Source organism: Denitromonas ohlonensis, from assembly GCF_007625205.1.
GTDB classification, from domain to species: Bacteria; Pseudomonadota; Gammaproteobacteria; order Burkholderiales; family Rhodocyclaceae; genus Nitrogeniibacter; species Nitrogeniibacter ohlonensis.
The window spans coordinates 151,900-164,839 of the sequence record NZ_VMNI01000008.1; the positions used below are offsets into that span (position 1 = coordinate 151,900).

A 12,940-nucleotide genomic window follows, 5' to 3' on the forward strand; every position below is an offset into this window, starting at 1 on the left:
GGAGTATCCAATGATTCGTAGCTTTGTCGCCCTGATCGCCTGCGCCTTCGCGCTCGGCCTGTCGGCCGGAGAAGCTGAAGCCAAGCGCTTCGGCGGTAGCAAGTCCTTTGGTATGCAGCGTAGCGCGCCCGCGGCCACCCCCAAAGCCGCACCCACCGCGCCCAAGGCTGGCGCCGCCGCCAACGCAACCCCCAAACGCAATAGCTGGCTCGGTCCGATTGCCGGTCTGGCTGCCGGCCTCGGCCTCGCCGCCCTGTTTTCTCACCTCGGCATGGGTGAAGAACTCGGCAGCCTGCTGCTGATGGCACTGCTCGCCTTCGTCGCCTTCAAGCTCTTCCGTCGCTTCGCGGGGGGCGCCACTCAGCGCGCACCGCAGGGCATGCAATACGCCGGCCCCGCGCCGACCAACGACACCGCCGAAACGCGCTTCAATGCCGCGCCGGCCGGTGGCAGCAGCGCTGCAGCCGCACAAAGTGACTTCGACGAAGCTGGTTTTGTCCGTCAAGCCAAGATCAACTTCATCCGCATGCAGGCCGCTTACGACGCAGGCAATCTGGACGACATCCGCGCCTTCACCACGCCGGACGTCTTCGCCGAGGTCAAGATGCAGCTCGACGAGCGTGCCGATGGCGGGCAGCAGACCGACGTGGTCGACCTCACGGCCGATGTCATCGAGGTGGTCACCGAAGCCGAACGCTATATCGTGAGCGTGCGCTTCCATGGCCTGATCCGCGAAAATCGCGACGCGGCACCGGAAGCCTTCGACGAAGTCTGGCACCTGACCAAGCCGATCACCGCCGATGGCGGTTGGCTGATCTCCGGCATTCAGCAAGCCCACTGACGCATGCTCACAACGGTCGCCACCGGCGGCATCAATCACCTGCTCGCGCAGGCTGAGTGGGCACGCAAGCGCCTTCGTGAACACGAAGGCGCGGTAGCGGCCGTCGCCATCGGCGGCGTCAGCCTGAGCTTCTCGATTGGGCCCGACGGCTACGTCGCGGAAAGTGCCCCGGACATCACCCCCTCGGTCACCATCACGCTGGCACCGGATGCGCTGGCCAAGCTGCCGGATGGCGTCGACGCCGCGATGTCACAGGTCAAGATCAGCGGTCAGGCGGATCTGGCCGACAGCCTGAGCTTCGTCTTCCGCCATCTTCGCTGGGACGGCGAGGCCGACTTGGCGCGTATTTTTGGCCCCATCATCGGCCGTCGTGCGCACCTGACAGCCAGCCACATCGTGCAGGCCATTCCAGAAGCCGGTGGGCGGCTTGCCGCCAACGCCAGCGAGTATCTTGCCCACGAAGGGCGCTTGCTGGTCCCGCAAGCTGAGCTGCTTCTGCACGCCGAGCGACTGAGGCACATTCGCGACACGATGAGTCGCCTGGACAAGCGCATCAAACGACTGACCCACACCGAGGCATCCGCGACTTAAACCCGCACCGGCACCCCCAAAGAAAAAGCAGCCCGAAGGCTGCTTTTTCTTTGCAAACACACTGCAGTGAGACTCAGTGGCGCGGGTTACGCAGCTTCTTGATGGCCGCCAGCTGGGCAATCGCTTCAGCCAACTCGGCTTGCGCCGCGGCATAATCGATATCGCCTTTCTGATTCTGCAAGGCTTCCTCGGCGCGACGCTTGGCCTCGAGGGCTTTCGCTTCGTCGAGATCCTTGCCACGAATGGCCGTGTCGGCCAGCACGGTCACACGACCCGGCTGAACTTCCAGCAAACCACCTGCCACAAAAATCAGCTCTTCCTCAGCCTGATTCTGCACCTTGACACGCACCGCACCCGGCTTGATCCGGGTCATCAGCGGCATGTGCCCCGGCAGAATGCCGAGCTCACCCGTCTCGCCCGGAAGGGCGACGAATTCAGCCAGGCCGGAAAAAATTTCTTCTTCCGCGCTGACGATGTCTACATGAACGGTCATAGCCATAGCTTTATCCTCCGATTCTGCCCCGCCCGCAAGGGGGCGGGGCATTGGGCATGCTTACTGGAGGGTCTTGGCCTTCTCGATGGCTTCTTCGATGCCACCAACCATATAGAAGGCCTGCTCCGGCAGCTGATCACACTCGCCGCTCACGATCATCTTGAAGCCCTTGATCGTGTCCTTGAGCGTGACGTACTTGCCCGGCGAACCGGTAAAGACTTCAGCAACGTGGAAGGGCTGCGACAGGAAGCGCTGGATCTTGCGAGCGCGGGTCACTGCCAGCTTGTCTTCCGGCGACAGCTCGTCCATACCCAGAATCGCGATGATGTCGCGCAATTCCTTGTACTTCTGCAGCGTCTGCTGAACCTGACGGGCCACGTTGTAGTGCTCTTCGCCAACGACCAGCGGATCGAGCTGGCGGCTGGTGGAGTCGAGCGGATCGACGGCGGGGTAGATACCCAGCGCAGCGATGTCACGCGACAGCACGACGGTGGAGTCGAGGTGCAAGAAGGTCGTTGCGGGCGAGGGATCGGTCAAGTCATCCGCAGGCACATACACGGCCTGGATCGAGGTAATCGAACCCACCTTGGTCGAGGTAATCCGCTCTTGCAGACGACCCATCTCTTCAGCCAGCGTCGGCTGATAGCCCACGGCGGAAGGCATACGACCCAGCAGCGCGGACACTTCGGTACCGGCCAGGGTGTAACGGTAGATGTTATCGACGAAGAACAGGATGTCACGACCGTCGTCACGGAAACGCTCGGCCATGGTCAGACCGGTCAGCGCGACGCGCAGACGGTTGCCCGGGGGCTCGTTCATCTGACCGAACACCATCGCGACCTTGTCGAGCACGTTGGAGTCTTTCATCTCGTGATAGAAGTCGTTACCTTCACGAGTGCGCTCACCCACACCGGCAAACACCGACAGACCGGCGTGCTGCTTGGCGATGTTGTTGATCAGCTCCATCATGTTCACGGTCTTGCCCACACCGGCACCACCGAACAGACCGACCTTACCGCCCTTGGCGAACGGGCAGATCAGGTCAATCACCTTGATGCCGGTTTCGAGCAGTTCGACCGACGGGGACAGCTCGTCGAACCTCGGGGCCTTCTGGTGAATCGGGCGCAGCTCGTCAGAATCGATCGGGCCGGCTTCGTCGATCGGGCGACCCAGCACGTCCATGATGCGACCCAGGGTGCCGTGACCGACGGGAACCGAAATACCTTGCCCGGTGCCGGCCACTTTCATGCCGCGGCGCAGGCCATCGGAAGAACCCATGGCAATCGTACGCGCCACACCGTCACCCAACAGCTGCTGAACCTCGAAGGTCAGACCGGCTTCGGCGAAGGAGTTTGCTGCGTCCTCAAGCTTCAGGGCGTCATAAACTTTGGGCATCTCATTGCGCGGGAACTGGATGTCCACCACCGCGCCGATGCACTGAACGATCGTACCAGTACTCATCGTTTTTCCTTAAATCAATAATCCGTTAGACCGCAGCGGCACCAGCGACAATTTCCGAGAGCTCTTTCGTAATGGCGGCCTGACGGGTCTTGTTGTAGACCAGTTGCAGATCACCAATGACGGTCTTCGCATTGTCGGAAGCAGCCTTCATTGCCACCATCCGCGCGCTCTGTTCGGAAGCCATGTTCTCGGCCACAGCCTGATACACCAGGGCTTCGACGTAACGCACAAGCATTTCATCAATCACCACCTGGGGGTCGGGCTCGTACAGGTAGTCCCACGACCCTTCAGGCGCACCCAGTCGCTCACCGGTCAGCGGCAGCAGCTGCTCGACCTGACCTTCCTGCTTCATCGTGTTGATGAAGCGGGTATAGGCCAGATAGACAGCGTCAAGTTCGCCGTTCTGGAACGCGTCCAGAATGACCTTGACCGGACCGATCAGCTTTTCGAGGTGCGGTGTATCGCCGAGCTGGATGGCGTGCGAGGCGACTTTGACGCCGACCCGCTGCATGAAGCCATAGCCCTTGTTACCGATACACGTGGCGCGAATTTCCGTCGCCCCATTGGCTTGCCACCCTTTCATCTCGCCCATGAGCTGGCGCAGGATGTTGGTGTTCAAGCCGCCGCAAAGCCCCTTGTCCGTGGTGACCACGATGACGCCAATACGCTTGACGTCATCTTTCTTGGCCAGGAACGGGTGCTGATACTCGGTGATATTTGCCTGAGACAGGTTCGCGGCGAGTCGGCGGATCTTCTCGGCGTACGGACGGGCGGCACGCATGCGTTCCTGCGCTTTGCGCATTTTCGATGCGGCCACCATTTCCATGGCCTTCGTGATCTTTCGAGTGTTCTGAACACTCTTGATCTTCGTACGGATTTCCTTACCGCTTGCCATATTCCGTCTCCGTACGCAGGTTTAAGCCCAGCTCTTCTTGAACTCGTCGACCGCAGCAGCCAGGGTCTTCTCGTCGTCGCCGTCGAGATTCAGGGTGCTGGCAATCTTTTCAAGCAAAGCCGAATACTTGGTTTTGATGAACTGGTGCAGCGCGGCCTCGAATGCCAGCACGCGGCTCACTTCGACACCGTCGAAGTAACCGTTGTTGGAGGCATACAGGGTCACCGCCATGTCCGCGACCGACATCGGCGCGTACTGCGGCTGCTTCATCAGCTCGGTCACCAGGCGACCACGCTCAAGCTGCTTGCGGGTGGCTTCGTCCAGATCGGAAGCGAACTGCGCAAACGCAGCCAGCTCGCGATACTGGGCCAACGCCAGACGCACACCGCCACCGAGCTTCTTGATGACTTTGGTCTGCGCAGCACCACCGACTCGCGACACCGAGATACCGGCGTTGATCGCGGGACGGATACCGGCGTTGAACAGGTCGGTCTCGAGGAAGATCTGGCCGTCGGTAATCGAAATCACGTTGGTCGGCACGAAGGCAGACACGTCACCTGCCTGGGTTTCGATCACGGGCAGGGCGGTCAGCGAACCGGTCTTGCCTTTGACTTCACCGTTGGTGAACTTCTCAACGTAATCGGCGTTCACACGTGCTGCGCGCTCAAGCAGACGGGAGTGCAGATAGAACACGTCACCCGGGTAAGCTTCACGGCCCGGCGGACGGCGCAGCAGCAGGGACACCTGACGGTAGGCCCAGGCTTGCTTGGTCAGATCGTCATAAACGATCAGTGCGTCCTGACCACGGTCGCGGAAGTACTCGCCCATGGTGCAGCCGGAATAGGCCGACAGGTATTGCATGGCGGCCGATTCGGAAGCGGTCGCGGCCACGACGATGGTGTATTCCATCGCGCCGTTTTCTTCCAGCTTGCGCACCACGTTAGCGACGGTCGATGCCTTCTGACCGATAGCCACGTAGACGCAGAACATGTTCTGGCCTTTCTGGTTGATGATCGCGTCGACAGCGACGGCGGTCTTGCCCGTCTGACGGTCACCAATGATCAGCTCGCGCTGACCACGGCCGACCGGCACCATGGCGTCGACCGACTTCAGACCGGTTTGAACCGGTTGCGAAACGGACTGACGATCGATCACGCCCGGGGCGACTTTTTCGATCTTGTCGGTCATCTTGGCGTTGATCGGGCCCTTGCCGTCAATCGGCTGACCCAGCGCATTCACGACGCGACCAATCAGCTCAGGGCCGACCGGGACTTCGAGAATGCGGCCAGTGGCCTTGACGGTGTCGCCTTCGATGATGTGCTCGTATTCACCGAGCACCACCGCGCCAACCGAATCACGCTCGAGGTTGAGCGCCAAACCAAACGTATTGCCGGGGAACTCCAGCATTTCGCCTTGCATCACGTCGGCGAGACCGTGAACACGACAGATACCGTCCGTAACGGAAACGACGGTACCTTCGTTGCGCGACGTCGCGGCAAGCTGCAGGTCCTGGATCCGGCTCTTAATCAGGTCACTGATTTCAGAGGGGTTAAGTTGCATTCCAATGCTCCTAGTTCTTAAGCGCAGCGGCCATGTTCGCGAGCTTGCCGCGGACCGAGGCGTCGATAACGTCATCGCCGATAGTAATGGTGACGCCACCGATCAGATCGGGGTCCACCGACACCGACACGCTCAGCTTGGCCTTGAATCGGGCTTCAAGCTGTTCGGTCAGCGTCTTCAGCGCTGCGTCGTCGAGCGGGAAAGCGGAAACAATTTCCGCATCCAGCACGCCTTCGTGTTCGTTCTTTCGTGCAACGAACAGGTCACGGATCTCGGGAAGCACCTGCAGACGTTCATTCTCGATCAACACATGCACAAAGTTCTTCTGCGCATCGTCGAAGGAACCACCAACGATCCCGATAAACAGCTCGGCGAGCTTGTCAGCGCCGAGCTTGGGATCGTTGATACATGTTTTCATCTGGGGATCGGAGGCGGCAAAGGCCATCCGATCCAGGGCTTCCGACCAGGGCCCCAGCGCACCAGCCCCTTCAGCCAGCTTGAAAGCGGCTTCGGCGTAGGGGCGCGCGATGGTGACGTTCTCGGCCATGACTTATTGCAGTTCCTGTTTCAGGTTTGCCAGCAGTTCGGCGTGGGCCTTGGCGTCGACTTCCTTGCGCAGGATTTTCTCTGCGCCGGCGAGCGCCAGGATGGCAATTTGGTCACGCAGGGCTTCCTTGGCGCGTTGAGCGGCAGTGGCGGCTTCGCCTTCTGCTGCTTCACGCGCGGCGGCGATGATGCGGCCAGCTTCGGCACGGGCCTCGTCGATCAGAGTGGATGCCTGCTTTTCAGCAGAGGTGCGCACATCGCCAGCCGACTCGCGGGCTTTGCGCATTTCCTCGACAACCTTCTTCTCGGCGTGGGCCAGATCGGCCTTCGCTTTATCCGCAGCCGCCAGCCCGTCCGCGACCTTCTTCGCCCGTTCGTCGAGTGCCTTCACAATGGGCGGCCACACGAATTTCATCGTGAAGACGACCAGAATGAAGAACACCACGAGCTGAGCGATCAGGGTAGCGTTCAGATTCACGTTGCGATGTCCTTATGGTTCGTTGGGTAAAACAAACGACCCGGAGATCAGGCGAGCTGGAACGGGTTGGCGAACGCGAACATCATGGCAATACCAACGCCGATCAGGAATGCAGCATCGATCAGACCGGCCAGCAGGAACATCTTGGTCTGCAGCGCGTTCATCAGCTCGGGCTGACGAGCCGACGCTTCGAGGTACTTGCTACCCATGATGCCGATACCGATACATGCACCGACGGCACCCAGACCGATGATCAGACCAGCGGCCAGCGCAACAAAGCCCAGAACGTGTTCCATGACAACTCCTTCAAAGAAAAAACGGTTTTCTGCTGAAACCCGGGGTTAAAAAGAAACTTTTTATTAGTGGCTCTCGTGAGCCTGACCGATATACACCAGCGCCAGCATCATGAAGATGAATGCCTGCAAGGTGATAATCAGAATATGGAAGATCGCCCAGACCGTGCCGGCGACGACATGACCGACAAAGCCCATCACCGTCGCCGTACCACCGAGCAGTGCGATCAGCATGAACACCAGCTCACCAGCGTACATGTTGCCGAACAGTCGCATGCCGTGCGAGATGGTCTTGGCCAGGAACTCGATCATCTGCATGATGAAGTTCACCGGATAGAGCAAGGGATGGTTGCCAAACGGTGCGGTGAAAAGCTCGTGAATCCAGCCTTTGGCGCCCTTGATCTTGATGTTGTAGTAGATGCACACCAGCAGCACACCGATCGACATACCCAGCGCGCCGTTGAGGTCGGCCGTGGCGACCACGCGCATGTAGGGAATGCCAAACATCTCGCCGATGCGCGGCAGCAGATCGACTGGCAGCAAGTCCATCGCGTTCATCAGGAAGATCCAGACAAACACGGTGAGCGCCAGCGGCGCGACGAACTTACGGGATTCGGCCGAATGGACGATACCTTTGGCCTGATCTGCGACCATCTCGACCAGAATCTCGACGGCAGACTGAAAACGCCCCGGCACGCCGGACGTTGCCTTGCTGGCGGCACGCCACAGGAAATAAAGGGAAATCGCGCCAATCAGAACGGAATAAAACAGCGTGTCGATATTGAGGATCGACCAGTCAATGACGCTTTCCTGGGCATGACCCGAGGTATTCAGCTGGGTCAGGTGGTGGACGATGTACTCGGAAGAGGTGGGAGCGTGCCCTGCTGTAGCCATGGTTAATTCTTCACCCAAAATGCAAACAAATTCGCCTTGAGCGCCAGCACCATACCGATCAGAAGCGCCCCCCAGTGGAGACCTTCGATCAAGGTAGCTGCCAACACCAGTAATCCCACAATCGCGGCGACTTTAATAAACTCGCCGACGAAAAAAGCAGCAGGGTAAGATTCGGGCCGCCGACCACTGGTGGCAGCAAGCTTCAAGGCAAACAACGCATTCGGCACCACGCAAGCCAAACCGCCAGCGGCGGCAGACAGCGCCCCTTTGGGGCCGAACAGCGCTGCGGAAAGCACCGCGGCGAGTAGTGTCGCGATGAGCTGAAATCCGACAGCCTTGAACATCCCTTCCCTTACGCGCTGACCCACAAAAAACACTGATCAGCGGCTCAAAAAATCTCGGCAATACTAGGGGTTTACCGCAGCCAAGTCAAACCGATTTTGCAACGCAACAGTGCGCTCGCGTTTCATTTTGCCTTCTTGCCGCACCGCGCCAAACGATAGAAGCAGACCGCCGCGTTTGGGATTCGCCCGCATCGGCACGGGTGCGCCATCATGCCCTATTCCAGTGCGTCGCGGACAACTGCCGCCCCTCAACGGAGCTTGCCGAGCAAACCTTCAAGTTGATCCAGGCTGCCAAAGCCGATCGACAGCGCACCCGCCCCTTTGCGATTGGCCTTGATCGTGACGCTCGCGCCGAGCGCATCCGACAGCTCTTCTTCCAGACGCAGCAGATCCCGATCGGGCGCGGCCTTGGCGCGCAGACTGCGCGGCTTCAGCTCGTGATGCACCAAGCGCTCAACCTCGCGCACCGACAAGCCTCGTCCCGCCGCGCGATTGGCAAACTGGATCTGTCCGGCCGGATCAAGCGGCAGCAGCGCACGCGCATGGCCCATGTCAATGTCACCGGCCATCAACAACTCCTGCACCGGCGAGGCCAGTTGCAGCAGACGCAGCAGGTTGGTCGCCGCCGGGCGCGAGCGACCGACCGCGTCGGCGGCCTGCTGATGCGTCATTTCGAATTCGTCGATCAAGCGCTGGATACCCGCCGCCTCTTCGAGCGGATTGAGGTTTTCGCGCTGGATGTTTTCGATCAGCGACATGGCCAGCGCGGCCTCGTCAGGGATCTCGCGCACCAGGCAGGGCGCGGTATCGAGCCCGGCGATCTGCGAGGCGCGCCAGCGCCGCTCACCGGCAATGATCTCGTAGCGATCCGGCCCCACCGGGCGAACCAGGATCGGCTGCATCACGCCCTGGGCCTTGATGGAGGCGGCCAGCTCTTCGAGCGAGCCAGGGTCCATGCGCGTGCGTGGCTGGTATTTGCCCGGCTGCAAGGCGCCTACGGGCAAGACCTGCAGTTCGCCCTTCTCGGTATCGTCTGCGTTTGCCGCGAGGAGGGCATCCAGCCCGCGACCAAGACCTTTGAGTTTCGGAGGCGCCATAGTCAGTCGTTTCCTAGAGGGTCTGCACCCGTTTGATCATTTCTTTGGCAAAGTCCAGATACGCCACGGCGCCCTTGGCGGTGCGATCGTAGACCACACCTGGCATACCATGGCTGGGCGCTTCGGCCAGGCGCACATTGCGCGGCACCACGGCCTTGAACACCTTGTCGCCAAAATGCGATTCGAGCTGCGCCGAGACCTGCTGCTGCAGCGTCATGCGCGGATCGAACATCACGCGCAGCAGACCGATGATCTTCAGATCGCGGTTGAGGTTGGCGTGCACCTTCTTGATTGTATTGACCAGATCGGACAAGCCTTCGAGCGCGTAGTACTCGCACTGCATCGGAATGATCACACCATCGGCCGCGCACAAGCCGTTCAGCGTGAGCAGCGAGAGCGAGGGCGGGCAATCGATGAGAACAAAATCATAGTCCTCCCGCACCGCGGCCAGCGCCACCTTGAGCCGATGTTCGCGCGCTTCGATGCCGACCATCTCGACTTCGGCGCCGGCCAGATCGCGGTTGGCCGGCAGCACATCGTATTTTCCGGTCGGCGAACTCACCCGCACGGCGGCCAGATCGGCCAGGCCGACCAGCAAGTGGTACACCGAGCGGGTCAGCGTGCGCTTGTCGATGCCGCTGCCGCCAGTGGCATTGCCTTGCGGGTCGAGGTCGATCAGCAGCACGCGCTGCTTGCGCGCCACCAGAGCGGCGGCCAGGTTCACACAGGTGGTGGTCTTGCCCACACCGCCTTTCTGGTTTGCCACGCAAAAAATTCGGGCCATCAGGCGTTTCCGTTTCGTTCGATGATGATCAGGTGGCGATGGGCATCGAGTGCCGGCACCGCCAGTTCGATCGACTCGACCACCCCGAAACCTTCGGGCAGACGCGCGATTTCCTCGTGAGGGTACACGCCTTTCATGGCGTAGAAACGTCCGCCCGGCGCCAGCAGGTGGGCGGTCAGGCGAATGAAGTCCGACAACTCGGAGAAGGCGCGCGAAATGATGCCGTCAAAACCGGGATCGCGACGCACTTCTTCAACCCGCGCGCAGACCGGTTCAAAATTGGCCAGCTTGAGCTCGATCTTCGCCTGTTGCTGAAAGGTCGCCTTTTTGTTGACCGTCTCGATCGAGGTGACCGCCAGTTCGGGCCGGGCGATGGCCAGCGGAATGCCGGGCAGGCCGCCGCCGGAACCCACATCGGCCAGGCGCGTCACCGCGCTCAGATGCGGCAGCACCGACAGCGCATCGAAGAGATGCAGCGTCATCATCTGGCTGCTGTCGCGGATCGCGGTCAGGTTGTACACCTTGTTCCACTTGGCCAGCAGGGCGGCGTAGGCCACCAGTTTTTCATGGGCGGCTTCGGGCAACTCAATGCCCATCGCAGCCAGCCCGCGTTCCAGCGTTGCCATATCGCTCATGCGCGTTTCACTTCGTCGTTCAATGCGGCGGCGCCGCGTTTGCGTTTGAGATAGACCAGCAGCAGCGAGATGGCCGCCGGCGTCACGCCCTGGATGCGGCCGGCCTGGCCGATGGTTTCGGGGCGATGCTCGGCGAGCTTCTGCTGCACTTCTTTCGACAGGCCGCGCACCTCGCTGTAATCGAGCGTCAGCGGCAACAGGGTTGATTCAGCCTGCGCGGTACGCGCCACTTCGTCGAGCTGGCGGTCGATATAGCCTTGATACTGCGCCGCAATCTCGAGCTGCTCGACCACCTGCGCATCGGTCTCCGGCGTCTCGGGTGCGGTCGGCAGCGTCATCAGATCGGCATAGCGCACATTCGGTCGGCGCAGCAGATCGAAGAAGCTGTACTCGCGCTCCAGCGCCTTGCCCACCACGCGCTCGGCATCCGCCGCCGGAATGCGGGTCGGATGCGCCCAGGTCGCCTTGAGACGCGCGGTTTCACGCTCGATCGCTTCACGTTTGGCGCAGAAAGCCGCCCAACGCACATCGTCGACCAGGCCGAGTTCGCGGCCTTGTTCGGTCAGGCGCAGGTCGGCGTTGTCTTCGCGCAGGCTGAGGCGATACTCGGCGCGCGAGGTAAACATACGATAGGGCTCGGCCACGCCGCGGGTGATCAGGTCGTCCACCAGCACGCCCAGATAGGCTTCGTCGCGGCGCGGGCACCAGGCCTCGCGGCCCTGAACCTGCAACGCGGCGTTGGCACCGGCGAGCAGGCCTTGCGCGGCGGCTTCTTCATAGCCGGTGGTGCCGTTGATCTGGCCGGCGAAGAACAAGCCAGAGAAGGTCTTGGTTTCGAAGCTGCGCTTGAGGTTGCGCGGATCGAAGTAGTCGTACTCGATCGCGTAGCCCGGACGCAGGATGTGCGCGTTTTCCATGCCCGCGATGCTGCGCACCACCTGCAGCTGCACGTCGAAAGGCAGGGAGGTGGAAATCCCGTTCGGGTAGATTTCGTGCGTTTCCAGCCCTTCCGGCTCGAGAAAGATGTTGTGGCTGTTCTTGTCGGCGAAGCGGTGGATCTTGTCTTCGATCGACGGGCAGTAGCGCGGCCCGACGCCTTCGATCACGCCCGAATACATCGGCGAACGATCGAGGTTGTTGCGGATGATCTCGTGAGTGCGCTCATTGGTGTGGGTGATCCAGCACGGCAGCTGCGCCGGGTGCTGCGCCACCGAACCGAGAAAGCTAAACACCGGCACCGGGTCATCGCCCGGCTGCACGGTCATCACCGAATAATCAACCGAGCGGCCGTCAATGCGCGGCGGCGTGCCGGTTTTGAGTCGGCCTTGCGGCAGCTTGAGCTCTTTCAGGCGCTGACCCAGCGAGATCGACGGCTGATCGCCGGCGCGCCCGCCCGAATGGCTGGTCAAGCCGACATGGATCAGGCCGTTGAGGAAAGTGCCTGCGGTCAGCACCACGGTCGGCGCCTCGAAGCGGATGCCCAACTGCGTGATCACGCCGGTGACCCGGTCGCCCGACACAGTGATGTCGTCCACCGCCTGCTGAAACAGCGTGAGGTTCGGCTGGTTCTCCAGCCGGCGACGGATAGCCGCCTTGTACAACACGCGGTCGGCCTGGGCGCGCGTGGCGCGCACGGCCGGGCCTTTGGACGCGTTGAGGATGCGGAACTGAATACCCGACTCATCCGTGGCCGCCGCCATGGCGCCGCCCAGCGCGTCGACCTCTTTGACCAGATGGCCCTTGCCGATACCGCCAATCGACGGATTGCAGCTCATCTGACCGAGGGTCTCGATGTTGTGGGTCAGCAGCAGGGTATTGACGCCCATGCGCGCCGCCGCCAGCGCGGCTTCGGTGCCGGCATGGCCGCCACCAACAACAATGACATCGAATCGAGTGGGATACAGCATGACGCGTCCTGCGCGGAGAAACGGCAAAAAGGCAAGGCCGCGATTCTACTCGCTTGCGCCGCGCAAGGCCAGACTTGCCCTGCAATGTTTCACGAACTTATTGCTTTAAAACATGAGCTTA

At 61.2% G+C, this 12,940-nt stretch carries 15 protein-coding genes; 2 read left to right on the plus strand and 13 right to left on the minus strand.

Annotated features, from left to right (window positions below):
• Positions 1–10: 10 nt before the first annotated feature.
• Together FHP89_RS10465 and FHP89_RS10470 are read left to right on the plus strand one after the other, a co-directional pair.
• The gene (locus FHP89_RS10465) at positions 11–841 is read left to right on the plus strand and encodes a Tim44 domain-containing protein (RefSeq protein ID WP_144175960.1); all 831 of its coding nucleotides are present in this window, start codon (positions 11–13) and stop codon (positions 839–841) included.
• 3 nt (positions 842–844) lie between these two features.
• The gene (locus tag FHP89_RS10470; protein WP_144175963.1) at positions 845–1,432 is read left to right on the plus strand and encodes a ubiquinone biosynthesis accessory factor UbiJ; all 588 of its coding nucleotides are present in this window, start codon (positions 845–847) and stop codon (positions 1,430–1,432) included.
• Between the two features lie 73 nt (positions 1,433–1,505).
• Here FHP89_RS10470 and FHP89_RS10475 read toward each other — a convergent pair whose 3' ends face one another.
• The 13 genes from FHP89_RS10475 to mnmG form a co-directional block, all read right to left on the minus strand.
• A complete protein-coding gene (locus FHP89_RS10475; RefSeq protein ID WP_144175966.1) occupies positions 1,506–1,931 on the minus strand; it encodes a F0F1 ATP synthase subunit epsilon in 426 nt (141 codons plus the stop codon).
• A gap of 54 nt (positions 1,932–1,985) precedes the next feature.
• Positions 1,986–3,386 (minus strand): F0F1 ATP synthase subunit beta, encoded by a 1,401-nt coding sequence (atpD, locus tag FHP89_RS10480; protein WP_144175968.1) that lies wholly within the window; start codon positions 3,384–3,386, stop codon positions 1,986–1,988.
• 25 nt (positions 3,387–3,411) lie between these two features.
• Positions 3,412–4,281: a F0F1 ATP synthase subunit gamma gene (atpG, locus tag FHP89_RS10485; RefSeq protein ID WP_144175970.1), complete on the minus strand. Its 870-nt coding sequence runs from the start codon at positions 4,279–4,281 to the stop codon at positions 3,412–3,414.
• A 21-nt stretch (positions 4,282–4,302) separates the two neighbouring features.
• Positions 4,303–5,841 carry a F0F1 ATP synthase subunit alpha gene (gene atpA / locus FHP89_RS10490; RefSeq protein WP_144175972.1) on the minus strand — a complete coding sequence of 513 codons (1,539 nt, stop codon included), beginning with the start codon at positions 5,839–5,841 and terminating at the stop codon, positions 4,303–4,305.
• A gap of 10 nt (positions 5,842–5,851) precedes the next feature.
• Positions 5,852–6,388, minus strand: coding sequence for a F0F1 ATP synthase subunit delta (locus tag FHP89_RS10495; protein WP_144175974.1), 537 nt, complete (start codon positions 6,386–6,388; stop codon positions 5,852–5,854).
• 3 nt (positions 6,389–6,391) lie between these two features.
• Positions 6,392–6,865 carry a F0F1 ATP synthase subunit B gene (locus FHP89_RS10500; protein WP_144175976.1) on the minus strand — a complete coding sequence of 158 codons (474 nt, stop codon included), beginning with the start codon at positions 6,863–6,865 and terminating at the stop codon, positions 6,392–6,394.
• Positions 6,866–6,912: 47 nt separating this feature from the next.
• Positions 6,913–7,161 carry a F0F1 ATP synthase subunit C gene (gene atpE, locus FHP89_RS10505; RefSeq protein ID WP_144175978.1) on the minus strand — a complete coding sequence of 83 codons (249 nt, stop codon included), beginning with the start codon at positions 7,159–7,161 and terminating at the stop codon, positions 6,913–6,915.
• Positions 7,162–7,224: 63 nt separating this feature from the next.
• A complete protein-coding gene (atpB, locus tag FHP89_RS10510; RefSeq protein WP_144175980.1) occupies positions 7,225–8,052 on the minus strand; it encodes a F0F1 ATP synthase subunit A in 828 nt (275 codons plus the stop codon).
• Between the two features lie 2 nt (positions 8,053–8,054).
• Positions 8,055–8,396 carry an ATP synthase subunit I gene (locus FHP89_RS10515; RefSeq protein WP_144175982.1) on the minus strand — a complete coding sequence of 114 codons (342 nt, stop codon included), beginning with the start codon at positions 8,394–8,396 and terminating at the stop codon, positions 8,055–8,057.
• 248 nt (positions 8,397–8,644) lie between these two features.
• A complete protein-coding gene (locus tag FHP89_RS10520; RefSeq protein ID WP_144175984.1) occupies positions 8,645–9,493 on the minus strand; it encodes a ParB/RepB/Spo0J family partition protein in 849 nt (282 codons plus the stop codon).
• Between the two features lie 13 nt (positions 9,494–9,506).
• Positions 9,507–10,277, minus strand: a complete 771-nt coding sequence (locus FHP89_RS10525) for a ParA family protein (protein ID WP_144175986.1) — start codon at positions 10,275–10,277, stop codon at positions 9,507–9,509.
• Positions 10,277–10,912 (minus strand): 16S rRNA (guanine(527)-N(7))-methyltransferase RsmG, encoded by a 636-nt coding sequence (rsmG, locus tag FHP89_RS10530; protein ID WP_144175988.1) that lies wholly within the window; start codon positions 10,910–10,912, stop codon positions 10,277–10,279. The genes FHP89_RS10525 and rsmG overlap by 1 nt, the downstream gene beginning before the upstream one ends.
• Entirely contained in the window at positions 10,909–12,819 is a 1,911-nt protein-coding gene (gene mnmG, locus FHP89_RS10535) for a tRNA uridine-5-carboxymethylaminomethyl(34) synthesis enzyme MnmG (protein WP_144175990.1), read from the minus strand. Before mnmG ends, rsmG begins: the two co-directional genes overlap by 4 nt.
• Positions 12,820–12,940 lie beyond the last annotated feature (121 nt).